This is a genomic window from Fibrobacter sp. UWP2 (assembly GCF_900141705.1).
Lineage (GTDB): Bacteria > Fibrobacterota > Fibrobacteria > Fibrobacterales > Fibrobacteraceae > Fibrobacter.
The window spans coordinates 1-26508 of record NZ_FQYM01000032.1 but is presented as its reverse complement, the minus strand read 5'-3'; the positions used below and the strand labels follow the sequence as shown (position 1 = coordinate 26508).

The window sequence follows — 26508 nt, the reverse complement described above, 5'->3', positions numbered from 1 at the left end:
GAAAAGAGCATGAAACTACTTGACAATGAAGCGCTAATAGCCTAGATTTACACCAGTTGGAGACCTGGATTTTCAACTAAAAAAGGGACAAATTCCATCATCAGTTTCCACAGGTACTAATCCCAAAGATTCAACGGGTCTAGATAATTTAGCCATATTCTCGGCAGAATGTAAGAAATTTTTGTTAATGACCAACTGTTTATTCTTTGATTCAAAAGCATCTTTCAGCGCCGCTAGCAAATACGGAACTTCTTCCCAAATATATAGCGAATATCCTGCACCTTCCGAATACGCACCATTTTCAGAATAATGCTTCTTTAAAGCATTTTCCAATAGTTTGTAATTGGCCAGTGTTCCATACTGAACATACTCAAATAGAGCTAAAGCCGCATATGCCTTTATACAAATGTTGTTGTCGCCATATAGTGGAGCAACTAATTCTAACCATGAACGCATTCCGTCGTAAAGAGGCCTATAGGCGACTGCTGCAAATCGCCTGAAATCAGTCTTATCAATCCAAGACATCAACGCAACACGGGCCATCACCGAGGTCATAGCCATCAGTTTTTTATCCCTGTCACTCAACATGTCTTGTACAAAATCTGAGCGTGAAAGAGCATCCATTATAAACTCATTACATCCTCTATTGAGTGGAAACATAATGTCCACCGGAGAAAAATTCGGAATAAGCATATTCATCACATTTTTACAAGTGCCATCATGCCGATCTACATTAAGGACATCTTCCGCCAAAATAAGCCACTGGTCCTTATTTTCATAATTCCAGAAATCAAATCCTTGATAACATTGCGCAATCCCCTCTCGGAACCAGGATACACCTTCTAACATGGTACTCGGAGGCATAAGGTACCATTGAAAAGCATACTCCGTAGCCACGGATTCATTAACATATTCAAACTTAAGCTTAAATTGACTGATATCAAATTTTCTATATCCTCTTAGATTTTGACCCAAAGGAAGGAGCCTTATTTTTTTCTCTAGGAAATATTCATCAATGTCTATGGGATATTTTCTTTTTAATTTATCTGCCAATAATATATCTAAATTACGAATGGCTTTATTCCATTTATCGACTTCTGTGTCATCAATTTCAAAAGGCTGTAATTTTTGTTTCGATTCTGAAACTATTTTTGAAAGCAATTGAAGCATTATTTTACTAGCATTTGAATTGGACAAATCAATAAGGTTTGCAGGTTCTCCTTGGTCAATATCCCAATTTTTACCTTTGTTTACTTCAAAAGGGTCGTTAAGAACATATTTGACAGCAAAATGGGTCAACATCAACAGTTTTGCACACTTTTTCAACAAAGGAATCCCTTAGCTTTTTAGTCCATTTTATTACCGACAAGGCTTCTTCCCCTGCAAAGGCTAAAGTTTCCTTGGTATATGAGCATCCATTAAACCAGCAATCTGCAGCAATAGCAGGTCCTGTGAAAACTGATGTTCCAACAAAACCAATTAAATCAACAAAAAAATTTGAAAAAGTTGACGATTTAAAATACACAAATCCGTTGGAAACGCTGTCAACAGGTTCGTTAATCCATCGTTGTTGAGAAGAAACGAAATGTTTCACAGCAACATCATCCTTACCGACAGCAATGTCCATATTCAAAGGAATTGCCAGCGGTACCATTACTCCTTCCCTTGTATTGGCATGAATATCATACACCTCACTCAAAGGAAAAAAAGCACTGTCCTTCAATTCATTTCCATGCGGATTATTCTGCAACATCTTCACCCTTGGGGGAAGACCATCTACAAAGTCATTTTTTCTATAAAGCAAAACAGGATTCGATTGCAAGACACCAACAGAATCAAACTGATAAGAAACCTCTATAGAATCTTGAGAACGATCCCTCACTTCCGTTGGTATTTCCAATTCAGGAGAATCTTCCACAGAGACCCACCATTTTATACGAAAACGCCGATATTCCGGGAATGCAATCTCGAAATATGCATATCGTCCCATATACAGTGAAATTGGAACATTCATGCTCCAACCATTTATTTTTCGCACAATTTCTCTAGAATAAAGAGCCCCATCCAAAGAATCACCATCTTCAGGCTCTATCAGAACGCGTATGGTATTAAAGTAGAATTGAGGTAATTGAGATATCTTGAAATGAAGGGACGCCCCTCCAAAATGTTTAACAGAATTCAATTCACCTAAATCATTATAATCTTCTGTATAGATATTATACAAAGAATCAAAAGAGGTATCAAATTCACGTTTAAGCGAATCAACTTCATCCGTACTACAAGAAGGCTCCGCCATACCATAATCTACCCACCAATGAATTGGCAACGTCTTTGTCGGGCCATGGTACACAGCAGATAGCTGTTGACCATAAGGAACCTCTATTTCCGTATAAAATCCAGTCAAATTATATGTACAGGATCCAATACTCAAGCGTCCGTCCAGCATTTGGGCGGGTTCTCCACTTATCCCAATTTTGACTTTAGAAAACAACCAATCAGTTGGAATGTCGAGAAAGTTCAGAGTATCACCATCTACAACACGTATAGAAGATGGTATATTGTATTGCAAACTATGAACCGAAGCATTAGCTTCGGTTACAAATAAAAACAAAAAAATTACATATAACGCAAAATAAAATCTATCCAACATCTATTCGCCAAACACCGTTAAACGCCTGATGGGACAATACATAATTTTGCCACGTACATTATCACTGGGAAACACACATACATTCAAAACATCTTCACCTTTCGCAATATCGCCAGAGAGAGTGTAGCTCTGCGAAGGATCCGGATAAAGGATTTGTACCTTATTATTCCCAGCAACGGCAGATTGAACAGAAGCCATTATCTCCTTGTAATGACTATCTGCTGTACTTACAAAGAATTCCATTTTATACTCAACTGGACTATTGATATTTAATATACAAATAGGGCTTTCCTTCAATTGTATAACTAAATACGTGGGACCACTTGCAACTGTAGCCATAGAATAAGAAGATATAAGCCCCCGAGTTTGCAGCGAATCAAGAAGCAATTCAGAATAGGTGTCATTATTAGAATAAATTTTTAATTTATCGATAGATTGAACTGCAAGAAAAAAATTCTGTATATTGTTCTGCATCTGTCCCTGTGTTGCTGCAAAACATAATGAAAAAAATCCTAGGAAAAATAAACAATATTTTGTCATAAGTCCTCCAATGGAGGAATTTAATTAAAACAAAATTATTCTTAAAAAATGTAAGCAAAACAACATAAAAAAATTAAAAGAACTTCCCTATTTTGGGAAGTTCTTTTATCTGTATTTACTGTAGAATACTTTATTAGCCCTTTTCGGCAACAAAAATTCTGCCGTTGCGGAACAACTGCATCCACGGACCATCTTCGCCCCAGTCCGCCGGATGCCAGGAGTACTGGCAGGTACGGAACACGCGTTCGGGGTGCGGCATCATCACGAGGGCACGGCCATCTTCGGAGCAGAGGCCGTTGATACCGAACGGAGAGCCGTTGGGGTTCAGCGGGTAGCGTTCGGTGTATTCGTGCTTGCCGTCCACATAGCGCAGCGCCACGAGACCGGTCTTGAGGCAGGCTTCGGCGGCTTCGCGGCTAGCGAATTCCGCGCGGCCTTCGCCGTGTGCGACCGCAATCGGGAGCACGGAGCCTGCCATGCCCTTGAGGAGCACGGCCGGAGTGTCTTCGACCTTGAGCGTGCAGAAGCGTGCTTCGAAGCGTTCGGAGAGGTTCTGCACAAAGCGCGGCCAGTGCTTGGCGCCCGGAATCAAGTCCTTGAGGTTGGAGACCATCTGGCAACCGTTGCAGACGCCGAGCGTGAAGGTGTCCTTACGGTTGAAGTAAGCCTCGAATTCGGCGCGGGCCTTCGGATTGAAGAGAATGCTCTTGGCCCAGCCTTCACCGGCACCGAGAACGTCACCGTAGCTGAAGCCACCGCAAGCCACGAGACCGTTGAAGTCCTTGAGGCTTACGCGGCCTTCGAGAATGTCGGTCATGTGGACGTCGATGGATTCAAAGCCTGCTTTCTGGAAGGCGGCAGCCATTTCGAGTTCGCCGTTGACGCCCTGTTCGCGGAGGATGGCCATCTTCGGGCGGCTTGCGTAGTCCTTTACGACCTTTGCACCCGCCGCCACGTCGAAGGTGACCTTCGGCGTGATACCCGGATTGTCCTGTTCCAACTTGAGCGTGTATTCACTTTCGGCACAATCCGGGTTATCGCGGAGGGCCGCGATGCGGCGGGTCGTGTCGCTCCAGATGGCGCGGAGATCCGAAAGGCCTTCGGCGTAGTCGCCGATGACCAGGTTGTACGTATCGTTGAGCGTACCGATTTCAGAAACGGTATCGCCGAGACCAGCGGCGGCAAATGCGTCGCGAACAGCCGCGAGGTCGGCATTCTTCACCTGGAGCACGGCACCGAGTTCTTCGTTGAAGAGGGCGTCGATGAGGTTTCCCTTGAGGGCGTCGGCCTTCACCGTCACGCCCACGTGGCCGGCGAACGCCATTTCGGCAAGCGTCGTGTAGAGACCGCCATCGCTCTTGTCGTGGTAGGCCATAATCTTGCCGGCGGCGTTGAGCTTCTGGACGGTCTCGAAGAAGGCGCGGAGTTCCTTGGCGCTGTCCACATCCGGAGCCTTGTCGCCGAGGTTGCAGTAAACCTGAGCTGCGATGGAAGCACCCATGCGGTTCTTGCCGCGAGCGAGATCGACAAGAACGAGCGTCGAATCCTTATCTTGCAAGAGCTGCGGGGTAAGCGTCTTGCGCACGTCGGCACACGGAGCAAAGGCACTGATGACGAGCGAAATCGGGGCCGTTACGCGGTGGCTACCCTTGTCGTCCTGCCACACGGTGCTCATGCTCATGGAGTCCTTGCCCACCGGAATCGTAATGCCGAGATCCGGGCAGAGTTCCATACCGATGGACTTCACGGCTTCGTACAAGTCTGCACCGTCACCTTCGTAGTTCGGCGTGGCCATCCAGTTAGCAGACAAGTTCACGCGACCCATGTCAGGCACGCAAGCGGCAGCCATGTTCGTGAGGGATTCAGCCACCGTCATGCGGGCGGCAGCGGCCGGAGAAATCAAGGCAATCGGGGCGCGTTCACCCATGCTCATGACTTCACCTTCGTAAGTATCGAGAGTTGCGCTTGTCACGGCGCAGTCAGCGACCGGCACCTGCCACGGGCCAACCATCTGGTCGCGGCAAATCATACCCGTCACGGAACGGTCACCGATAGAAATCAAGAACGTTTTGTCGGCGACAGTCGGGTTTGCAAGCACGCGATGAGCCACGTCCTTGATGGAGGCATCGGCCGGGACGACCTGAGACGAAAGCGGGCGCTTCTGGCTCTTCTCGTTACGGATCATGCGGGGCGGCTTGCCGAGGAGAACGCCGAGCGGCATGTCAATCGGAGTCGTACCGAAGTGTTTGTCGGTGAGCGTGAGGTGCTTTTCAGGGATTGCCTCGCCCACCACGGCGTACGGGCAGCGTTCACGCTTACAAATCGCATCGAACACATCCAGCTTGTCGCCAGCAATAGCGATAACGTAACGTTCCTGGGATTCGTTACTCCAGATTTCGAACGGGCTCATGCCCGGTTCGTCGTTGGGAACGTTGCGGAGTTCAAACTTACCGCCGAGACCGCCATCGTTCACGAGTTCCGGGAAGGCATTGGAAAGTCCACCTGCGCCCACGTCGTGAATAAACGTAATCGGGTTTTCTTCGTCCATCGCCCAGCAGCGGTCGATGACTTCCTGGCAACGGCGTTCCATTTCGGGGTTTTCGCGCTGCACGGAGGCAAAGTCGAGAGATTCGTTACCGGCACCGTTCTGCACGGAGCTGGCTGCACCACCACCGAGACCGATGAGCATCGCTGGACCGCCGAGCACAATCAGGTGGTCACCCGGATCGATGTGGCCCTTTTCGATATGTTCATGCTTGATGTTACCGAGACCACCGGCCAACATAATCGGCTTGTGGTAACCGCGGACTTCCTTGCCGTTTTGGGCATCGACTTCCTGTTCGAAAGTACGGAAGTAACCGAGGATGTTCGGACGGCCGTATTCGTTGTTGAACGCAGCGCCACCGAGCGGGCCTTCGATCATGATGTCGAGGGCAGACGCAATGCGGGACGGGCTTCCGAAGTCCTTTTCCCAAGGCTGGACTGCACCCGGAAGCTTGAGGTTCGAAACGCTGAAGCCCGTGAGGCCAGCCTTCGGCTTACTGCCCTTACCCGTGGCACCTTCGTCACGGATTTCGCCACCACTACCGGTAGCGGCACCCGGGAACGGAGAAATGGCCGTCGGGTGGTTGTGGGTCTCGACCTTCATCAAGATATCGACTTCTTCGTTGTGGAAGTCGTACTTGTTATTGCGCGGGTCGGCGTAGTAACGGCCAGCGACAGCGCCCTTCATCACGGCGGCGTTGTCCTTGTAGGCGCTGAAGATGTTAGAGTTGTGGAGCTGGTAGGTGTTCTTGATCATCTGGAACAGGGACTTGTCCTGCTTCACGCCATCAATCGTCCATTCAGCACCGAACACCTTGTGGCGGCAGTGTTCCGAGTTGGCCTGCGCGAACATATAGAGTTCCACGTCGGTCGGGTTGCGCTTGAGCTCGGTGAAGTTCTTCACGAGGTAATCGATTTCATCCGGAGAGAGCGCGAGGCCCATTTCCTTGTCGGCCTTCACGAGGGCGTCGCGGCCCTGGTCGAGCACCGGAATCACGTTCAGCGGACGCGGTTCTTCCTTGCTGAACAAGACTTCCAAGGAGGCGGTGTCGGCGAAAACGGCCTGCGTCATGCGGTCGTGAATCTTGGCCGAGATTTTTTCGCGGGCACCAGCGGGCACCGCGCCTTCAAACTTCACGTAGTAAGCGATGGCGCGTTCAATGCGCTTGATAGCCGGGAGGCCGCAAATGTGAGCGATATCGGTAGCCTTGGAACTCCACGGGCTAATAGTACCCGGACGCGGGCACACCACAAAGAGTTCGCCTTCGAGAGCCTTGGGTTCGCGGGCCGGACCGTAGTGCAGCACCTTCTTCAGAGTTTCAGTTTCCGCATCGGAGAGTTCGGCGGACAGATCCACCACGTGCAGGAATTCAGCGTAAACGGAAGCGACAGAAAGGCCTGCGCTCTTGAAATCGGAAGAAAGTTTCTGGAGACGGAAATCCGACAGAGCCGGCGTACCACGAAGAATGAGCATTATAAACCTCGGTTTAAATTTTACGCCGTAAATTTAGAAAAATAGCGGCGCTTTTTCGCCTCAAAATGCAGCGGTAAAGACAATAAAAAACGGCCCGCGGGGCGGGTCGTTTCGTATGAAATTCTATCTCGTTGAGAGTCAATAAGATAGTGGTTTACGAGGATTTATTCCTCGTACTCTTCCTCTTCTTCGCTCGGGGCAGGGGCGGCCGGAGCGACCAGTCCCAGGAGGGCACTCACGTCAATGTTGTTTAAGCCCGAGAGCGTCTTGAGTTGCGTCTTTTTATCTTCGTCGACCTTGTCGAAACTGGAGACAATGAAGTACGAACCGGTCGCCTCGAAACGGCGGGTCTTTTTGGAGAGGCTGTTCGACCCCTTGGTGGTCGGGAAGTACTTGGCCTCGAGTTTCGCCATGTCCTGGCTGGTCTTGACCGTTTGCACGGCGTCGCAGGCAAGCGCCCAAAGGAGCTTGTTCTGTTCAAGCGAAGTAGCCACGTACTCGATAATCTTGCTCGAGCCCTTGAAGGTCGCGGTCGTGGTCTTTTCGTAGTGTTCGGTGGCCTGCGAAACGTAGTTGCCCTTTTGCATAAGGACCGTCGCCAAAACGGCGACCAAGAGGATTGTCAAAGCAATTGCAATAGACTTGATATTCATTTGAAACGCTCCTTATTCAAAGTGGTAGGCAGCCGGAGCTTCCAGTTTAAATTGTTCGGCGATATTGTACTCGACAAGCGCCTTGTAGTCGACGTTCTTGAGCTTGCCCTTGGCAAACGTGAAGCTGATGGAGCAGTTCTTGCCGCAAGCGACTTCCTTGGCGCCCTTCTCGTTCTTGATCACAAAGGATTCGGCGAGACCGCCCTTCTCGTTGATGTCATTCTGGACCTTGGGCGGGATGCCGGCGGCCGTGAACGCGTAGAACAGCTGCTTTTCGCGGGCGGCCTTGTCCTCTTCGATTGCCTTGACGGCGGCGTCGAAGCTGGCCTCGGTCTTGTCGCCCGTGAGCGTCACATACACGAGTTTCCATGCCATGCCGTTTTGGTCAACCGACTTCCACACATCCTGCAGCATGCCGTTGGCGGTGGTCTGGTAAGCGCCCACCTGCTCCTTAACGGAGGTCTGCGCCTGCTCGTTGTACTGCCCCTTGAGGGTGAACATCACCACAAAGAGGGCGACTATGAGGACAGCGTCCACAATCGCCAAAATTTTGAATTTTTTCTTATCCATGTGAATCCTTCAAAAATGAATGAGTTTGCTTTCAAAATAATACATAATTTAAGGCAAATCAAGAAAAATATTTTAAAAAAAGGCTATATTGCTGCCCATGGACCAAATTAGCGAACAAAAGAAGCTCCCGTCGCAGATTATTTTCGAGAACCTGAAGGAACTTTTGCGTGCCAAGAACACCGCGCACGAATCCCTTTTTAAGTTCCACTGGAAAAAGATGTGGCCGTTCAGCCTCATTTGGCCGCAGGTGGACTACGAACGCATTGTGCGCCTCATGAGCGAAGTCCGCAAGAACATCATTGTGCAAAACAACCTGCTTTTGCAGGCAAAGGGGGTGGCGCAGCCATTCGAAAAGCGCTTTTTGGACGCCCTCCCCGCCTACCTCGAGAGCCTCGACAAAAGCTGCCAGGGCCTTGCCGCCGTGGCGCAGTGGAAACAGGACATGCTCGAGAAAAAACTCAAGCACGACGTGAAGATGGTGCGCGACGTCTCGGAATACAACCAGATTCTAAAGACCTACGAAAAGGAGCAGGCCGACCTGGTGCGCGCAGGGGCTTTTTTGCAGGCGGGCTGGGGCGAGATTGTTCAATCGATGTGAGATGTGTAGTGCGGGATGTGGGATGGCCTCGTCAGCGCTTTAAGCAAATCCAGACGCCACTTGATTTTTTGAAGGATTCCGGCAGGGCCGCCCGTAATGCGGGTGGCATTTTTTTTGTGCTGCCGGTACTCTACAAGCACATCGGGCAGGTAGACGGCGTCAAAGTACTTCTCGGCAATCAGGCCGAGCCACTGGTCGTGCATGGGCAAGTTCTTGGGGAACGGGAGGGCGCGCGTCAACAGCTCCCTGCGGAACGCCAAGCAGCAGCCGTGGTAGCCGTTCTTGAGCCAGTTTCTAAAAAGCCCCCTGCCAAACGGACGCACGTCGGAGAGGAGGCCGTCGCGATGGAAAGAGCTCAGTTTTGACGGGGTATCGGGTTCGGAGTCGCCCTCGGTAGGGACTAACATGAAGGCGTCATGCATCACGAGGGTATGGCGCTCAAGCGCCTCGAGCACGCGGGAGACCTTCCCCGGGAGCCAAACGTCGTCTTGGTCGGCAATGAAAATGTACTTGCCCTGGGCGGCGGCGAGAGCGCGTTCCAGGTTGTACGTCGGGCCGAGCGGCGCGGCGGTACTCCCCTGCGTTGTGGGCTGCGCGGGGCTCAAGACCTTGATGCGCGCGTCCCCCATGGCACTGACCTTCTCGAGTGTCGCGTCGGTGGAGCCGTCGTCGGCAATCACCACCTCGGCATTGCCGGGCAGCTGCTCCAAAATGCTCTGCAACTGCGCCTCGATATACGGAGCGCCGTTGAAAGTCGCCATGCACACAGAGATCTCTAGCATTTTAGCAACCAGCTCGGGATAAACAGTTTGGGCAAGCGCTTGATGAACGCCGGCGTGAGACTCGCAAGCTCGGGCAGGCGGCGCAAAGCCTCCCGCTTGTTCTTGTAGGCGAGCGTCGAGAACCAACGGGCGCGCCAGCGCTTGCAGGCGTAGGCGTAGAGCGGATGGTTTTTGTACAGCTCAAGCAGGCGCAAAATCTCGCGGTACATTTTATTGTGGTCGCCGTGCATGTTGCTGCCGTGCTCCCGGTAGGCGCAGCACACAATGTCGGGCGAAACCGGCTGCGGGCCGTACTTGGTCAAAAGCGCAAAGTACAGCGGCATGTCTTCAAAGTAAAAACGTGTGTCGTAACCGCCCAGCGAGCGCACCGCCTCGGTCACGAACATCTCGGAGCACCCGTGCAGCGCCTTGTCGCTCACAAAGATTTCCTCGAACTTGACCTCGGGCACGTTGTGCAGGTAGAGCGGGATCATCTTTTTGCCGATCACGCCCTCGGCGGTCATGGGCACCACCTGACCAAAGCACGCCACGCTACCGCTGTGCTTCGCCAAAAACTGGCTCTGCCTGTAAAGGCGCTCGGCGGGCATCACGTCGTCGGAGGCAAAAGAACAGTAGTACTTGCCTCGCGCCATTTGCAAAAGCTCGTTCATGGTCGCAATAAAGCCCTTGTTTTCGCGGTGCACGTAGGTAAAGCCCAGCTCCCGCTGCAGGCGTTCCAAAATCTGCGGCGAGCCGTCGGTACTGCCGTCGTCCACCACAATGAGCTCAAAGTCCACGCCCTTTTGCTCCATTACCGAGCGCACGGCGGCCTCCACATACTTTTGGTGGTTGTAGCTTGCGAGCAAAACCGAGACCAGCGGGATGCGCTTGCGCTGTTCCATCTCTTCGCCAATGGCAAAGGCCTTCGCGTAAACGTTCTCGCCCACGTTGTCGACAGCCAAGTTGGTTATTGAATATTCCACTTGAGCCTCCGCACAACAACGATAAGCACAATAAACGTCACGAAGTTCTCGAGCGCATAGGCCATCATGGGACCATGCATCTCGAACAGGCGAATGCCCACGAACGTGGCGACGGCGAACAGCAGGTTCGCCCCCACCTCGACAAAGAGGAACTTCCCGGTTTCACGGCGGGCAATGAGCACCATGCCAAAGCACCAGCCGCCCGAACGGAAAAGGTCGCCCAGCAATTGAATCGGCATGTAGTAAGCCGCGGGGGCATAGCTTTCGGAAAGCAGAATCGACACGACCAGGCTGCGGAAAAAGAACAATATGACGCAGAAGACAAACGTGAATCCCATCATCCGCGCGAATATCGGGTAGAATTCCTTGCCAAAGCGTTCACGGGTCATCTCGCGGCTAATGCGCGGCAATATCAGCACTCCGAGCACCGCCGAGAAAATCGACGCGAAGAAATCCGAAATCTTGTAGACGCCCTGCCAGATTCCGGCCGCGTTCCAACCCAGTTCGGCACCCACGAGCGAGCGCACGAACATGAGCACGAGCGGCGCCACAATCATAGGCACGAGCCCCATCACGGCATAAGAAAGCCACGGGCCGCGAATGTCCAAGGCCGATTCCCTGAACGTCTTGATGTTGAACCCGGCACGCGACGCCACGCGGGCCGCAAAGAACCCCGCCACCACCGACTGCGTCGCGATAATGGAGAGCACCGAAAGGCGGCCGGTATAAAGGAAAAACGCCACCCAGAGCATCTGGAAAAGCGAAGCGACAATCTGGATAACCGCCCAGCGCCGCACCTTCCCCAGCCCGTTCATCACCGAAGAGCAGATGGTGACAATATTCATGGCCAGGATTCCCGGGAGCGCAAACAGGATAGCCGCCTGCACAAGACGCGGCGGGACTCCCGGCAGCATCTTGTCGAGCGGGGCGACGAAGCAGAAAAGCACCGCCGCGATACACGTGAATATGGTCGCGAAAGTCGTAAGCCTGAACCCACCGCGCCACACGCCGTGAAGGTTCTTCAGGTTGTCCTTGTTCTGCGCGGTCAGGCTCACCCAGCCGTTCTGCATCGCGAGACTAGACGTGGCCTGGCCAATGCTCATCCAGTTCACGAACTGCCCCACGCACGCGAATGCGGCAGGCGGCAAGAAAACCGCAAGCAGCTTATTGATGACAAAGGCGCGGAGCGTGTTAAAGAGCGTCACCGAGCCAGAGCCGAAAAACAGCTTCCATATTTTAGAAGAACTGTCCACCATCAACCGCCTATTTCCCGGATGACCTTCGCCGGGACGCCACCGATGACGACGTTCGCGGGGAACGTTCCAGAAACAACGGCACCCGCCGCCACGACGGAATTCTTGCCGATGGTCGTGCCTTTCAAAATCGTCACGCGGTCGCCAATCCAGACGTTATCGGCGATTTCGACCTTCCCCGTTTTCGGAGTTCCCGTAAGCCTGCGCTCCGGATCGATTTCGTGGAAGTCGCTATCCATCACGGTCACCGAAGTACCGACGAGCACGTTGTCGCCAATCTCGATGCCGGGGCCTTCGGAGACGGCCGTAAAGCGGTTGCAAATCTGACAGTTCTTGCCGATAACGATTTTCGAATCATCGTTGCGCGGGTTCAAAAAGACATACGAAGTCCAGAAATCGGCATCGGCGATATAGCCGAAAATGGTGCCGTCCCCGACCGTAACGCTGCCCTTGCCTTCACAGAGCACGGGAGCGATAGAGCAGAACTTGCCCTTCGCCTTGACCGTCGAAATGCACCTGTAAAAACGCACTCGCGACGTACGGACCAGCTTTCGGAGAATTCTAGAACACAAACTCATTCAGGGCTCCAATGATTTCGGTAACTTGGGCATCCGTGAGTACCTGCGACACGGGAATGCTCAGCACAGTCTCGGCCATCGATTCGGCAATCGGGAACTTGCCAGCGAGCCTGTCCGCAGGCAGCAAGGATTCCCTGCCGTCGGGGCTCGGCGCATAGGCCTCTTGCCTGTGCGGCGGAATCGGGTAAAAAATAAGCGTCCCGATGCCGCGGGATTCGAGATATTTCTGCAGCGCATCGCGGGTCTTGCGGTCGGGCGTGCGCAGCGTGAACACGTGCCATACATGTTCGCGCGGATCGGCGGGAATCTCGGGAAGGCGCAAAAGCGGGTTCTTCACTTCGCCTACATAGCGGGCCGCGATTTCACGACGCCGTGCGTTCCAGGCGTCCAGATGCGGGAGTTTCGCGAGCAGGAAGGCGGCCTGCATCTCGTCGAGGCGGGAATTCACGCCGCGATACTTGTTCACGTATTTCTTTTCGGAACCGTAGTTCCCCAGCATGCGCACCACGCGGGCGATTTCGGCGTCGTCGGTGATGACCATGCCCGCGTCGCCCAGCGCACCCAGGTTCTTTGTGGGGTAAAAGCTGTAGGCGGCAGCCGCGCCAAACGAACCCGCAAAGCGCGGGCGGTTACAGGCCTGCGGGTCGCCCGCAGCAGCGGAAAGCCGCGCCCCGTGCGCCTGTGCGCAGTCCTCAAAGAGCAAAAGCCCGCGTTCCTTGGCAAACTTGCAAATGGCGGGCATATCGGCAAGACGTCCGTACAGGTGCACCACGAGGATTCCGCGGGTGCGCGGCCCACAGGAGGCATCGAGCCGCGCGGGGTCCATGTTGAAACTCTTTTCGCAAGGCTCCACAAGCACCGGCACGAGCCCCGCAGCGCTCACCGCAAGCAACGTCGCAATATAGGTGTTCGAGGGCACCAGAATCTCGTCGCCCGCATTGAGCCGACCGAGTTCAATCTCGGCGCGGAGCATGAGCGTGAGCCCGTCGAGGCCGTTGCCTACGCCCACGGCGTACTTTACACCGCAATAGTCGGCAAACGCCTTCTCGAACTTTTCGCAAAAAGAACCGCGGATATACCAGCCCGACTCCACCACCTGCGCGGCGGCGGCCTTGAGCGCATCCATGTAGGGCGCGTTCAGCTGTTTTAAGTCGAGAAACGGAATCTTTTGCATTAGCAAACGCCCCCTTCCAGGCTGAATGTGTACTTGAGGTCGGCAAAGCAGCCCACGCTCTCCTTGAAGGCGCAAAGCCCCACGTTGGGCACGCCGTCTTCGCAAGAGGGGCCGATGTCCAAATAATGCACACCCTCTTTTTGGTAATGCTCGTAAAGGCGCAGCGCGAGCAAGTTCATGGGGCGCAGTTCCTCGAAACCGGGGGCGTCGCCCCAGTAAATGAGGTGCGCCACACGGGGCGAAACGCGGTAAACAATGGCAGCCGCGGCAGGTTCCAGTTTTGCCTCCGGGGCCCCAGCCAAGTACAGCGTAAAATACTCGATAGGCACAAGCGCCGAAGTCGCGCCAAAAGCTTGCTGCGACATTTTGAGCGGGTAGCCCTTGAACTCGCGGTTCTTGGCAATCACGCCGTAGCTTGCGGCAACGCCCTCGGGCGTCGTCTCGAGCCTGAACTCGCTTTGACATTTTTGCGCCTGCTTAAGGTTTCGCTTCGCCATGTTCCACAGGCGTTTTTCGTACGGGACCGGGTCCACAAAACTGAGGGCGTAATTCAAGTCGGCATGGTCCACCTTGAAGCCAGCTCGCAAAAGCGAAGATACGCACTTGGAGAGGAAAGTGGGCGCGTAAAAAACCGGGGCGAGCGTGATGTGCATGCTCTTGCCTTGCGACCTTGCCAAAGCGGGCAGGCTCGCAATGGCCCCGTCCATCTCGTCGATGGCGACCCCCTTGGCGCAGGCGAATCCGCCGAACGGCGCAGAGAAAGGCGACAGCCACTGTGCGGGAGTCTCCCCAAAAACAATGCCCAGCCTAAAGCCCTCTCGGTCGTAGGCAAAAAAGCGGACGGCGTCCACCTTTTTGGCGTTGAGCAGGTTGAAATCCGCCCCCAGGTAACAAGTAAGCGGGTTGGCGAAATGCTTCGCATAATCTTGTGCCGAAAGTTCGACCCAGGCCATGCTACCCCTCCTGCTTAAAGTGGAGGAACTCGGCGTAGTCGCGCCAGTAGTCGGCCTCGTCAAAATGCTCGGAAGTGAGCACCAGGCAAATGGAGCCCGAGGAGAAGTTCAGTTCTTCGGCCCACACTCCGGGCGGCACGTGGAGCCCGTAATACGGGCGGTCCAGGCGGTAGACCTTCTCGTTTTTGCCGTCGGAGACCTTCACGTCAAAAGCACCGCTCGCGGCGACCAGCATTTGGTGGCACGCCTTGTGGGCGTGCCCGCCGCGGTTCTCGCCGCCGGGAATGTCGTACAGGTAAAAGATACGCTTGACGTCGAAGGGCACGTCCTTGGAGTTCTCGAGGGAAGTCAGGCTACCCGAGCGCTCGCTGTGGCGCGGGAGCGTGATCAGCTCGCAATCGTCGATGGTGGCGGCGCGGAGTTTGGCCGGGTCCGGCTGGGCGGCGGAAGGCTCCGCTGGCTTAGAAGGCGCGGGCTGCGGCAAGGTCTTGTTCTGCGCCGCGAGCTTGCAAAACTCGTCCCTCTCCCAAATGTAGTCGTCCTCCTCGTAGGGAGTCGAAGAAACCACCAGCGCCAGCGAGTTCGTCGAAAAGTTGTCGAGCGTGCGGTAATGCATGGGTGGTAGATACAACCCGTAGTACGAACGGGAGAGCGAGTAGCGCGTGTCGCGCTTACCGTCGTGTATCAACGCATCAAAGCTCCCCGAGAGCGCGATAATCATCTCGTGCTGGCGCTTGAAGGCATGGCTCCCGCGGAGCTCGCCGCCCGGCACGTCGTAAATCCAGTAACAACGACGGATTTTGAACGGAACCTGGATCTCGGATTCCAGCACGCTCAGGTTGCCGCGTTCGTCCAGGAACTTGGGCAACTGTACAATTTGGGCTTTTTGTTCAAAATTCGGCATAATATGTGTGTAATATATAAATTATTTATGAGGCGAACCATTCTCCTCAAGATGACGTCGGGAGGGAAAAGGCGGACGCGGGGGGGACAGGATGGCGTTTTTTTACTATATTTTATGCATATGAGTGAATATTTGCATAAATCAAGCTACGGACCCGTTACCCCGAAGGACTTCAACAAGGACTACGGAGAATCCGGATTTATGCTCGAAAACGGCAAGACGCTGCCCGCGCTCACCATCCGCTACGAGACCTACGGCAAGCTGAACGCCACTGCCGACAACGCGGTGTGGATTTGCTCGCCCCTGACCGCCGACGCACACGCCGCCGGCTGGTACACCGAAAACGACAAGAAGGCCGGCTGGTGGGACGAGCTCATCGGCCCCGGCAAGGCCATCGATACCGACCGCTTTTTTGTGGTGTGCAGCAACATATTGGGCGGGTGCAAGGGCACCACGGGCCCGGCGACCATCAACCCGCGCACGGGGAGTCCCTACGGCAGCACCTTCCCCATCATCACCATCGGCGACATGGTGCATGCGCAAAAGGAACTTGCCGACGGCCTCGGCATCAAGGAATTCTACTGCGTGCTTGGCGGCTCCATGGGCGGCTTCCAGGCCATGAAGTGGGCCATCTACTACCCAGAGCAGGTTAAGCGCATCGTGATCATCGCGAGCAGCCCGCGCTTTAGTAGCCAGGCGCTCGGATTCGAGGTCGTGGCCCGCGACATCATCACGCAAGACCCGGACTTCAACAACGGCGACTACTACGACAAGGCGCAAAAGCCCGACGTGGGACTCGCGAACGCCCGCAAGCTCGCCCACATCACGTACCTCAGCGCCATAGGCATGGAACAAAAGTTCAAGCGTTCGCAGGAACAGGAGAACAAGAACCACGCCGTCACTTACAGCACGCCGTTCGACCTAGACCTTCCTATTGAAAGCTACCTGCGCTACCAGGGCAAAAAGTTCGTGGACCGCTTTGACGCGAACAGCTATTTGCACATCGCGCACGCCACCGACGCCTTTGACTTGGAAACCGAATATGGCAGCATCGAGAACGCGTTCAGCGGCATCAAGGCCGAGGTGCTGAACGTGAACCTCTCCACCGACTGGCTGTTCCCGCCGCACGAGAGCCGCCGCATTACGAGCGCCCTCTTGAACGACGGCAAGACCGTGACCAGCCTCGAACTCGACACGCAGTTCGGGCATGACGGATTCTTGATCGAGGTCGGCGAGCTCGGCAAGGCCGTTGGCCGCTTCCTCGATTCCAAGATCATCCCGCAGCAAGGGACGCAGGCGGTGCCCGTGTTCCACGAGCAGAGCGACTTCGACCTCATCGGCAGCCTGGTCGCCGACGGCAGCCACGTGCTGGACTTGGGTTGCGGCGGCGGCGAGCTGATGGAATACCTCAAGAGCAAAAAGGGCGTGACCGGCTTTGGCATTGAAAAGAACGTGCAAGGGATTTTGGACTGCCTGGAGAACGACGTCCCTGTGGTGCAGCGCGACCTCGACGAGCGCGGGCTCTCGGACTTGAAGGACGGCAGTTTTGACTACGCGATCATCAACCGCACCATCCAGGAAATCCGCGACCCAGTCGCGCTGTTGAGCCAACTTACCCGTATCGCCAAGCGCGTGATTGTGACGTTCCCGAATTTCGGGCACTGGTCAGCACGCGGGTCGCTTATGGTTCATGGCCGCATGCCGGTATCCAAGGAACTGCCCTACGAGTGGTATGACACGCCGAACATCCGCGTGCTCACGCTCAAGGACTTCCACACGCTCTGTGACAAGGAAGGATTCAAAATCGAGACCCTCAATTACCAGAACGACCACCGCATGAGCAAGCTGTTGACAGCCTTCGGCCTCAAGAATTTTGGCGCCGAGCACGTGATCGCGACCATCAGCAAAAAATAGTGCTTTCCTCTTTTGTAAGGTTAGGCGCCTTCGTACCCGTTGGGGTTGTTTTTTTGCCAGTTCCAGGAGTCGCGGCACATTTCCTCGATGCCGTACTGCGCCTTCCACCCGAGTTCTTTGAAGGCCTTGGCGGGGTTGCAGTAGCAGGTGGCAATGTCGCCTTCGCGGCGGGGCTTGATGCTGTAGGGCACCTTGACTCCGTTAACCTTCTCAAACGCGTTCACCACGTCGAGCACCGAGTAGCCGTGGCCCGTGCCCAGGTTGTAAATGGCGAGACCGCACTTGCGCTCGATTGCGTGCAACGCGCACACGTGACCCGCGGCAAGGTCGCACACATGGATGTAGTCGCGCACGCCGGTTCCGTCGGGAGTGTCGTAGTCGTTGCCGAATACGCCCAGCTCCTGGCGCCGGCCCACGGCCACCTGGGTAATATAGGGCATTAAGTTGTTCGGAATACCGTTGGGGTTCTCGCCAATGCGGCCGCTCTGGTGCGCGCCGATCGGGTTAAAGTAGCGCAGCAGCACCACGTTCCACTCCGGGTCGGCCTTTTGCACGTCGCTCAACACCTCCTCCAGCATGGACTTGGTCTTGCCGTAGGGGTTGGTGCAGGCGCCCTTGGGGCATTCCTCGGTAATGGGAATTATGGCCGGGTTGCCGTACACGGTGGCCGACGAAGAGAAAATGATGTTCTTGCAGCCGTTGTTGCGCATGGCGTTTACCAGCACAAATGTCGCGTTCATGTTGTTCTCGTAGTACTCTAGCGGTTTTTGCACCGACTCGCCCACCGCCTTGAGGCCCGCAAAGTGGATCACCGCGTCAATGCGGTACTGCTTGAAAATCTTGTCCATGGCGGCAGCGTCACGGACGTCTGCCTTGATGAAGGGCACTTCCTTGCCAATAATCTCGCCCACGCGCTCAAGCGACACCGGCGAAGAGTTGGAAAGGTTGTCGACGACCACCACCGAGTGGCCCGCCTTGTCGAGTTCAATGATGGTGTGGCTACCGATGTAGCCAGCGCCACCAGTCAAAAGGATCTGCATTTACTTGCTCCCGTAATATTTTTTACCGTAGTAGCCGTAACCGTAGCCGTAGTGGCCCGGCTCGTGCTCGCAATGGTTCATCACAAACGCGCCGGGTTTATCCGCAAAGCGCTTGAGCCCATTGATGGACTCCTTGATCTGTTCCATGGAGTGAATGCCGTAGTGCAGCACCATGAGGAGGAAGTCCACGTGCGGGTAGATGAGCTCGGAGTCGGTGACCAGGGAGAGTGGCGGTGTATCGACAATCACCATGTCGTATTCCTTCTTGGCCTCGTCGAGCAGCTTTTTAAAGTCGTCGTGGCGCAGCAGTTCACTGGGCGCCATCACCACGCTTCCGCGACCCAAAATAAACAGCCCCTTGCACGGGCAGTCCGCCACTACGTCGTGCCAGTCCACCTTGCCAGCCAGGACGTCGGTGAGGCCCGCGTACTTGGTGCTGCGGATCACGCCCTTGCGCATGTCGGCATCTATGAGCAACACGCGTTTGCCGTTCATGGCATACACCGCCGAAAGGTTCTTAGAAACAAATGACTTGCCCACGCCCGGCACCAGGCCGCACACCATCACCACGTTCTGCCCCTCGCCCAGCGAAAAGTCAAGGGCGGTCTGCAACCCACGGAAAGCCTCGCTCGCCAAATCGTTTGGCGCCGCCTCCACCAAAGAGGTCTTGTGCTTGGAGCGCGTGTGCTTGTGGTGGGATTCGGGGATCTTGGCGTAAACGCTCATGTCGGTCTCGCGCTCGATCTCGGTGGAGCCGCGCACGCCGTTCTTGAACATGCGGAGTACAAATACCAGGAGCACCCCGACCATGAAGCTGGCCGCGATGCTGCAAACAAAGATGTTGAACTTTTTAGGCTTGCTCTGGATGGGCTCGATTTGCGCCGCGTCCACAATGCGCACGTTGCCCACCTCGCCCGCACGCACCACGCGCAGCTGCTGGATGTTGTTGAGCATGGTGGTGTAAACCTGGTTGTTCACCTGCACTTCCTCTTGCAAGCGCATCACCTCTTGCTGCGTGAGCGGCATTTTCTCGGCGCTGCGCTTGAGCTTGGCAAGTTCACCGCGGAGCTTGTCCTGCTGCTTTTTGATGGTCTGCACCGAGGGGTGTTCCTCTTTGAACAGGCGCGTCGCCTTTTGGCGCTCCTGCTCCAAGGCGATAATCTGGCTCTGCAGGTTGACCTCTTTGTCCAGGTGGGCGCGGGTCTCGCCCGTCATGTCGACCGAGCCAATGCTGTGGCGGTAGTCGGCAAGCACCTTCTCGGCACTGTCGAGTTTTGCCTTGACCCCGGGCAACTGCTCTTCCAAAAATTCCAATGTCTTCTCGGCCTCGGCGCTGCGCATTTCCACGTTCTGGCGCACATAGGTGTTGAGCACCGTGTTCAAAATACCCGCCGCACGGTCGGCGTAGCGGTGCGAATAAGAGACTGCGATAATACCCGACTGCTTACCCTTTTCGGAAGCCTTAATGGACTTCGATAGCGCGCGGACCACGCTCAACGGGTTGCCCTGGCGGAGGGCGAATTCCTCACCCACCTTTGCACTCAAAAACTTTACCCTGATCACCAAAGTATCGCCCGCATAGAGCGCCTTGAGCACGTCGCCCACCTTGCCCTGCACCAGCACCGTATTTTGAGGGTTGACCACCTTGTAGGTATTGTCCCCTGTCGCGACAGCAGTCAATTCCTCGGCACGTGCCGCAGCGGGGATGTTGAGCTTGTCGACATCCATACGGCCTTCGCGGTGCAAAAGCCGGTTCAACTTGCTGGTGGGGGTCGCGCTAAAAGCCAGGTGCTCCTCGTCGACCACGTAACTCAGCACCATGCGGCTCTTGAGCAATTCAATTTCCGCATCGGCGGGGGTCGTCACGTCGAGCAGCGCACCCATGTCACCCATGGCCTGGCTCATCACGTTGCCCTTTTTGCTGCCGCGCACGTCAATCTGCAAAAGCGCGTCGCTCGTAAAGGCCGGGCGTATCCAAAAACCCACCACGGCACCAATAAAGGCGCCGAACAAGACAAACAACATAAGCCTGAACTTGTTCTTCCAGAGGATGGCAAGAGCCTCGAGGAGGGTGATGGTGTTGCCGGACTGCGGTTGAGCCACAGCCGCAACGCTAATCGTTTGTTGGGTATTTTGTTCCATGCGGGGAAATTTAGGAAATAAATTTGCGTATAAACAAAAAAAGGGCTTTGTTACTGGCCCTTTCACCCTATTTTCCTCCCTCGTCATTCCGGGCTTGACCCGGAATCTAATTATGCAACTATTGTTGACATCAAGGAATCACGGGCGTTCCCTGCCGTTTATTTCGCCAAGCATTTAAAGCTTCCGGCTTTTATTTTCACGGAAAAACATCAAATAGGATGTCCCGAGAGCATCGGCCAACTTCTTTGACATGAGCATAGAAATGGGCCTGGCCCCCCGCTCAAGCGAATTGTAGTTCTGCTTCGCGAGACCGACCTTTTGTGCCAACTGCGCCTGCGTAAGACCAGCATTCACGCGCATTATTTTCAACGCCTTGGCAGGATCAATCCTTTTTTTGGCCTTCTTGTACCAGTCCATCCCTTCCACCGGCTCAAGGACATCGTCGTCCTCGTCGATACGGACGGAATCGGGGAACAGTGCATCCAAAAAGGCAATGACAGGTTTCGGGATATTCTTGCCCGAGACCTTGAACGACACCGGTTCATCAGTGATCTGCATAGGGGGCGCTTCCACGACTGCCTGCATATGTAACCTCCACCGTTATACCTTTTTCCGTTTCAATCCAACATGCCACCCATTTGTGGGAAAGATGGCAATGATGAGTTGATGTTCCTGCCAATATTCCATAATTTGGCCAATTTGTTCTGACGGGGCCGTTCATCCGTATATCGTCAACAAGCAACGCAAGTTTTTCTTGCTGCGTTTTTGGCATTGCAGAAACAGCCCGAGAGACTCTTCTTGACATGAAAACACTGTACATAATAAATATATATTACTTTTTATTACTTGTCAACAACTGCATAAAAAAAAGGAACCGGACGCAATTTGCGACCAGTTTCCACCAATAGATTCAGGACAGCACTCAACTTCTTTCATCATCAACTCCTATGGCTTACAAGCGGCAAAAGCCAAAGACTACACATTTGTTCACTATCAAATATACACAAACGCGGGGCGGTTGTCAATAGCCGGGGCAAAAAAAAGTCAATTATGCAACTATAGTTGACATCGAAGGACATCGGGCGTTCCCTGCTGCGCAAAAACGGTCTCTCGCACAACTGGCTACAAAGAATCGTCGAAAAACTTTTTCTGAAACGCGTTCAAGTGTCTGCTGTCAGCCGCAGCAAGGACTACCTTATCCATCGTCGCCGAATCAAGATTCCCTATCAAGCTCACCTGGCCATTCTGAACCAGGGCTTTAAATTCACCAACGCTCTTGACAAAGAGAGCCGAACAATCAACAAAGGAGTCGTGCTCTAGAAAAGCAAAATCCGATGCCGCGATTTTCAGCTGCGTCTCCATACCCTTTTTCGGATAGGGGCGCGAATTTATCGTAACCAGGCCTACCTGACCAGACAGTTCATTTACGAACACAAGCATCTTCTGATGGTCGCAATTCACAATCGTGCCCGTCATGGAACGGACAACATCCCCTTGAACAAAATCGATTTCAGCCATTCTTTACGCTCAGGGCAGCCATAGTCTCGCGTTCGTTCTTCACGATTTCGCGAATTTCATCATCGGCATCAATTTCGTCAAGAATCTCGCTCATGCGGATTGAGGTGTTCTCGCCCTCTTTCCATGCAGAATTCCAGGCGGAGGAGTGTGACTTTTGCACAAGCCCGTCAAAACTTAGCTTTGCATTCTCGTCAAACGCCTTCTGCAACGTTTCGACATCCGATTCCGACAGGTAATCCATGTTGCACTTTTTCGAGATGTCGAAAAAGCCCTTGTCGTACTGCGTAAACACACGAAGTTCAGGCGAGCAGTTTCCCTTAATCATGTCGTAGAGGGCAGAAGGAACCGGGCCATAGTTCATGGCAATATAGGTATCCCCCGTCACGGAACGGCCATACTGCTTGAGATGCAGCAAATCCGCAAACCACAGAATCTTGAACAGCTTATGAATGCGCCGATCCTGTTCCGGAAGGCGTTCCGCAACCCAGAGAGCCGCGTTCAGCAGGACTTCTGTACCATATATGGGATTAATCATAAGCCATTACCCTTCTGGCCCAATATACATATTCTTTTAGACATCCGACAACATACAAGCTCATAAATGCCGCCTTTTTATTGATTCTACACATTTGTTCACTACAAAATATAAACAAACTCGGGGCGGTTGTCAATACCCGCGGCGAAGATTTATCATTTTGCAACTATAGTTGACACACATCTCATATTGTCTTCAGCAGTTGCAACAGGCTCTTTTCCGTGGACTTAGTTCTCCTCGTTCCAAACTCGACAAAATGGTTCTGCGCACAATAGAAGTCCAGGAGCTTCTTCTTGTTTTCGCACTCCAGAACGCAGAGAACGCCTCCCACCCTATGCTGGAGCAGCGAAATCTGTTCCATGGCGAGCGACAGCAACTCCCCTCCCGTAATCGAGTCGTTAAGCCCCGACTGGAAGTTCTTCCCGAGCTGGGCAATAAGGTACGCCGGAATATTGTATTCCCCGTCGTCCAGCGTACTCATCCGTGAAAGCTTCCTCTGGACCGTCCGGGACACATTCTGCGCCTTTACGGAAATAGTCTTTATCGCCAGCGAGAAATATCCCAGAAACGCGCCGTTCTTTTGGGAAAATACAAGATAGCTCACGGCCTGGTGCTTCTTAGCAAAATCGACAGCCGACTTTTTCAGGAACCCCTCGACGTCCTTGTTCAGAGGGCACTCGTAGAGACCGCAGAGACCCAACAAGACCTCTTCCATGGGAGCATCGCAAAGATACTCCATGATGTTTACGACAAAGTAGGATTTAGAAGCCATGTTTCTTTCTAAGGAGAGCAAGTTTTCTCAAACTGTAAACTCCGCTTAGAACATCGGCCTTGACTCGGCTGACGGAAACAGGGGCCTTCAGGGAGCGATCCACGGCCTTAACGAAGGATTCCAGCTGCCTGGTCCCGACCACGTTAAAGTTCTTCTTTATGCTCGATGTAGCCATGATTTACCTTCTAGCGAAATATACATTAATCCGAACAAAAGCACAAGCCCGTCTGCGACAGCCAAGACAGAAATCCCGCCCCTCGCACAATACCTACACATTTGTTCACTATCAAATATACACAAACGCGGGGCGGTTGTCAATAGCCGGGGCAAAAAAAGTCAATTATGCAACTATTGTTGACATCGAAGGACAACGGGCGTTCCCTGCTGCGCAGGGGCGGGCTCTCGCGGCACGGAACCGAGGCGTCACCCCACGGTTCCCCCGCCTAGAGGGCCGAGCGCAATTTACGGGCGGCCCTCCCGGCCCTACGGGCTTCGATCCCTAACGCGGACCATAGCCACTAAGCAGCAGAGCTGCAAGTGGCTGGAGGCCTAACGCGGACGCGGGAAATAAATTCCTAATAAGTTTCGGACAAACAAATTAGTTTCAACTTTAAGATTGAAACAACCACTGTAAGCTTTCCCAATTTCAGGGATGTTTACACCGCAACGAAATATTTTCTCAATTATTCAAAGCATCGAGCATCTTGTTGCTGCCCAAATATTCCCCAACAAAGAACGGTAATCCGCTCAATGTTGCCACCTGAAATTTATCAATAATAGACAGTTCCTGTTTACCCCAAATTATTCCTTGAGTAAATGATTCGACAGACGACGGTAAACTTTTGTCATCAAACAGGAGCCAATTTGCTTTTTTAAAATTCGCAGAACAAATTGCCTTTATATTTTCAATACCATCTACGGGAATCGTTGTGTCATTCCCATGGCAAATTCTATTCCGCATTTTTTTGAAGCCGTCATTTAGACAATCTGACAGAGCAACAAAACAACGATCAGACTTGAAGAGCAATTCTTCTTTATCACACAAATAAACCGATTCCACCATCGGATAACTGACAAAAATCTTTCCATTCTCCGTTTCATTGTCAAACCACGAAATCATCGCACTAATTTCGGAACAAGCCTTCTTTACATCCCGTCCATGAATATCCAAGTCAAAGAACAAATAGACATCGGAAAAATCATCCCTGGAAAAGCCTTCTAACTCCCTAGGGTTATGCGAGCGAACCACTTCAACGATATCGCCAAATTCATGTTCTTCCGCTTGAAGAGATTTTAATTCACTATACAATGTGTAGATGTTTGTCCCATAGACAGCAATGACTTGGCTACCATCTATCTGCATCTCTTTGGAGAATGCGTCAATGAACCTTTTTAAAAGCCTTTTGTCCGGGGACAAACCTTCCATCACAAACAGAATTTTATTTCGGCTACTCAATCAAAAGCCCCCGCACGGAACATCTTGGGAATATTGTGGGCTTCACGGAGTTCTTTACCCGTTTTAGACGACAACGGCCCGAGGACGATTGGTTTAAGCCCGGTGTCTTTCGGCATTTCAAAAGCACAATCAGGACGCAACAAATCATTGGTAAGAAGGTTACTGCAATGAGTTGTCAAAAGGACTTGAGTTAGCTTCGTTTTTTTCAGACGACGGATGATTTGCATCGACGCTTTCTCATGATAAAAGGCATCAAATTCATCAATGAAAACAAACGACGGAGCATCATTTGAAAGCAGATGGAAATACCAAAAATAGAACAGAGTCAATGACTTTGTACCTGTAGAAGCATTATCCCAAAACGGCAGAGGATGATTGTTAAAATCAAAAAACAACATCTGCCTATTTTGTACCAGTCTTGACATCAAACGGCACTTAACATCGCATTCGTTTAAGAAATTTTCAAGATCCGGCAAATGTCCTTGCTTGACAATTTCATCTTCAAGAAGAGCACTTCCTATGCTGTAACCCTGATAAGAGTTTTCACTTAGGCACCAAAACTGAAGCATATTATCCACAAAATGGAGCGTCTTTAGGAAAAGCTTATTGTTCTTGGATTCCGAAAGCATCGTATTTGCGCGAATATATCTTAGGACCGAAATCTTGCTGCTCAAGGCTTCGGTTCGCAAGGATTCAGTGCCATCCAAATTAGACGTAAAGGTTGTCGCATTCGGTAACCTCGATATCATATCCTGCCCATTAATAAACAACTGTTCGTAAACAAAATCTTCAAACGAGGTTTTCCAATAGCGATACACCACTACATCTTGATCAAAATGGAACTCATATTCAAATTCAACACAAGCACCTGGAGCCAACGCATTCTGGTAACTAAGGTAAAGATCATATCTTTTCTGTTTATCGGTCAAACCCAAAACAATATCAAAAATTGCACGCCCCAAGTTTGACTTTCCGATGCTATTGGGACCGTAAATCAAGCCGGTCTTGACAATATCATTCTTGACACAGTCTTTGGAAAAGCCATATTGCTTGGTTTGGGTCAAGTCCAAAGTGAATGATTCTTTAAAATTCTTGAAATTTTTTACGCTAAATTTCGCCAGCATTGGAGACCTCCTTATCAGGACTATATAAAATATAGCATTATCCGCACAAAAATAGCAACAATTCTGTATTTTTTTTACACTTTCTCCGTAATTTTATTATATTTATAATAGAAAAGGGCTCCGCCCGCTAAGGCGAAGCCCAATTCAAAGGACCGAATGGTTCGGCTCCGTTTGAGTGATAGGAACCCAAATATAGCCGAAATCCTCCAACTTGTCCAGAGACAATCCATTCTAGTCTCTTTAACATCCCTTTTCGATCCACTAGACCTGCACTGCAGAATTTGTCCCTTTTTTAGTTGAAAATCCAGGTCTCCAACTGGTGTAAATCTAGGCTATTAGCGCTTCATTGTCAAGTAGTTTCATGCTCTTTTC

General features: G+C 52.5%; 24 protein-coding genes. 2 read left to right on the top strand and 22 right to left on the bottom strand.

Annotation, left to right across the window (positions count from 1 at the left end; all coding sequences use genetic code 11):
* Positions 1-72: 72 nt before the first annotated feature.
* From BUB55_RS12010 to BUB55_RS11985, 6 genes are all read right to left on the bottom strand, one after another.
* Entirely contained in the window at positions 73-1326 is a 1254-nt protein-coding gene (locus BUB55_RS12010; protein ID WP_143153048.1) for a hypothetical protein, read from the bottom strand.
* Positions 1268-2650 carry a hypothetical protein gene (locus BUB55_RS12005; protein ID WP_073191792.1) on the bottom strand — a complete coding sequence of 461 codons (1383 nt, stop codon included), beginning with the start codon at positions 2648-2650 and terminating at the stop codon, positions 1268-1270. The genes BUB55_RS12010 and BUB55_RS12005 overlap by 59 nt, the downstream gene beginning before the upstream one ends.
* Positions 2651-3190, bottom strand: coding sequence for a hypothetical protein (locus BUB55_RS12000; protein ID WP_143153047.1), 540 nt, complete (start codon positions 3188-3190; stop codon positions 2651-2653).
* A 133-nt stretch (positions 3191-3323) separates the two neighbouring features.
* Positions 3324-7208, bottom strand: a complete 3885-nt coding sequence (gene purL, locus BUB55_RS11995) for a phosphoribosylformylglycinamidine synthase (protein ID WP_073191786.1) — start codon at positions 7206-7208, stop codon at positions 3324-3326.
* A gap of 164 nt (positions 7209-7372) precedes the next feature.
* Positions 7373-7861, bottom strand: coding sequence for a hypothetical protein (locus BUB55_RS11990; RefSeq protein WP_073191783.1), 489 nt, complete (start codon positions 7859-7861; stop codon positions 7373-7375).
* A gap of 12 nt (positions 7862-7873) precedes the next feature.
* Entirely contained in the window at positions 7874-8431 is a 558-nt protein-coding gene (locus BUB55_RS11985; RefSeq protein WP_073191780.1) for a hypothetical protein, read from the bottom strand.
* A gap of 97 nt (positions 8432-8528) precedes the next feature.
* Between BUB55_RS11985 and BUB55_RS11980 the strand changes: the two genes are divergently transcribed.
* On the top strand, positions 8529-9029 hold the full coding sequence (locus BUB55_RS11980; RefSeq protein ID WP_073191778.1) for a hypothetical protein: 501 nt from the start codon (positions 8529-8531) through the stop codon (positions 9027-9029).
* Here the strand turns inward: BUB55_RS11980 and BUB55_RS11975 are convergent.
* From BUB55_RS11975 to BUB55_RS11945, 7 genes are read right to left on the bottom strand one after another with little or no spacing between them, the layout of a single operon-like run.
* Entirely contained in the window at positions 9017-9811 is a 795-nt protein-coding gene (locus tag BUB55_RS11975; RefSeq protein ID WP_073191775.1) for a glycosyltransferase, read from the bottom strand. The two genes, BUB55_RS11980 and BUB55_RS11975, sit on opposite strands and share 13 nt — an antisense overlap.
* Positions 9805-10773, bottom strand: coding sequence for a glycosyltransferase family 2 protein (locus BUB55_RS11970; protein WP_234971926.1), 969 nt, complete (start codon positions 10771-10773; stop codon positions 9805-9807). Before BUB55_RS11970 ends, BUB55_RS11975 begins: the two co-directional genes overlap by 7 nt.
* Positions 10758-12029 (bottom strand): O-antigen translocase, encoded by a 1272-nt coding sequence (locus tag BUB55_RS11965; RefSeq protein WP_073191772.1) that lies wholly within the window; start codon positions 12027-12029, stop codon positions 10758-10760. The genes BUB55_RS11970 and BUB55_RS11965 overlap by 16 nt, the downstream gene beginning before the upstream one ends.
* Positions 12029-12604 (bottom strand): acyltransferase, encoded by a 576-nt coding sequence (locus BUB55_RS11960; RefSeq protein WP_073191770.1) that lies wholly within the window; start codon positions 12602-12604, stop codon positions 12029-12031. The genes BUB55_RS11965 and BUB55_RS11960 overlap by 1 nt, the downstream gene beginning before the upstream one ends.
* A complete protein-coding gene (locus BUB55_RS11955) occupies positions 12588-13778 on the bottom strand; it encodes a DegT/DnrJ/EryC1/StrS family aminotransferase (protein WP_073191767.1) in 1191 nt (396 codons plus the stop codon). Before BUB55_RS11955 ends, BUB55_RS11960 begins: the two co-directional genes overlap by 17 nt.
* The gene (locus BUB55_RS11950) at positions 13778-14731 is read right to left on the bottom strand and encodes a hypothetical protein (protein WP_073191765.1); all 954 of its coding nucleotides are present in this window, start codon (positions 14729-14731) and stop codon (positions 13778-13780) included. Before BUB55_RS11950 ends, BUB55_RS11955 begins: the two co-directional genes overlap by 1 nt.
* 1 nt (position 14732) lies before the next feature.
* Positions 14733-15635, bottom strand: coding sequence for a WxcM-like domain-containing protein (locus BUB55_RS11945; RefSeq protein ID WP_073191763.1), 903 nt, complete (start codon positions 15633-15635; stop codon positions 14733-14735).
* A 120-nt stretch (positions 15636-15755) separates the two neighbouring features.
* Between BUB55_RS11945 and BUB55_RS11940 the strand changes: the two genes are divergently transcribed.
* Positions 15756-17549: a homoserine O-acetyltransferase MetX gene (locus BUB55_RS11940; RefSeq protein ID WP_234971925.1), complete on the top strand. Its 1794-nt coding sequence runs from the start codon at positions 15756-15758 to the stop codon at positions 17547-17549.
* A gap of 20 nt (positions 17550-17569) precedes the next feature.
* On the opposite strand, the gene galE is transcribed toward BUB55_RS11940, so the two are convergent.
* From galE to BUB55_RS11890, 9 genes are all read right to left on the bottom strand, one after another.
* Positions 17570-18589: a UDP-glucose 4-epimerase GalE gene (gene galE, locus BUB55_RS11935; protein WP_073191760.1), complete on the bottom strand. Its 1020-nt coding sequence runs from the start codon at positions 18587-18589 to the stop codon at positions 17570-17572.
* Positions 18590-20731 carry a polysaccharide biosynthesis tyrosine autokinase gene (locus tag BUB55_RS11930; RefSeq protein ID WP_073191758.1) on the bottom strand — a complete coding sequence of 714 codons (2142 nt, stop codon included), beginning with the start codon at positions 20729-20731 and terminating at the stop codon, positions 18590-18592.
* Positions 20732-20905: 174 nt separating this feature from the next.
* Positions 20906-21289, bottom strand: coding sequence for a helix-turn-helix transcriptional regulator (locus BUB55_RS14490; RefSeq protein WP_200778538.1), 384 nt, complete (start codon positions 21287-21289; stop codon positions 20906-20908).
* A gap of 564 nt (positions 21290-21853) precedes the next feature.
* Complete coding sequence (locus tag BUB55_RS11915) at positions 21854-22249, bottom strand: hypothetical protein (protein WP_073191754.1); 396 nt, start codon at positions 22247-22249, stop codon at positions 21854-21856.
* The gene (locus BUB55_RS11910) at positions 22242-22784 is read right to left on the bottom strand and encodes a Panacea domain-containing protein (protein WP_073191751.1); all 543 of its coding nucleotides are present in this window, start codon (positions 22782-22784) and stop codon (positions 22242-22244) included. The genes BUB55_RS11915 and BUB55_RS11910 overlap by 8 nt, the downstream gene beginning before the upstream one ends.
* Positions 22785-22968: 184 nt before the next feature.
* Positions 22969-23556 (bottom strand): hypothetical protein, encoded by a 588-nt coding sequence (locus tag BUB55_RS11905; protein ID WP_073191749.1) that lies wholly within the window; start codon positions 23554-23556, stop codon positions 22969-22971.
* A complete protein-coding gene (locus tag BUB55_RS11900) occupies positions 23546-23731 on the bottom strand; it encodes a hypothetical protein (protein WP_073191747.1) in 186 nt (61 codons plus the stop codon). Before BUB55_RS11900 ends, BUB55_RS11905 begins: the two co-directional genes overlap by 11 nt.
* A 504-nt stretch (positions 23732-24235) precedes the next feature.
* Positions 24236-24985, bottom strand: a complete 750-nt coding sequence (locus BUB55_RS11895; RefSeq protein WP_143153046.1) for a hypothetical protein — start codon at positions 24983-24985, stop codon at positions 24236-24238.
* A gap of 23 nt (positions 24986-25008) precedes the next feature.
* On the bottom strand, positions 25009-26136 hold the full coding sequence (locus tag BUB55_RS11890) for an AAA family ATPase (protein WP_073191743.1): 1128 nt from the start codon (positions 26134-26136) through the stop codon (positions 25009-25011).
* Positions 26137-26508: the final 372 nt, after the last annotated feature.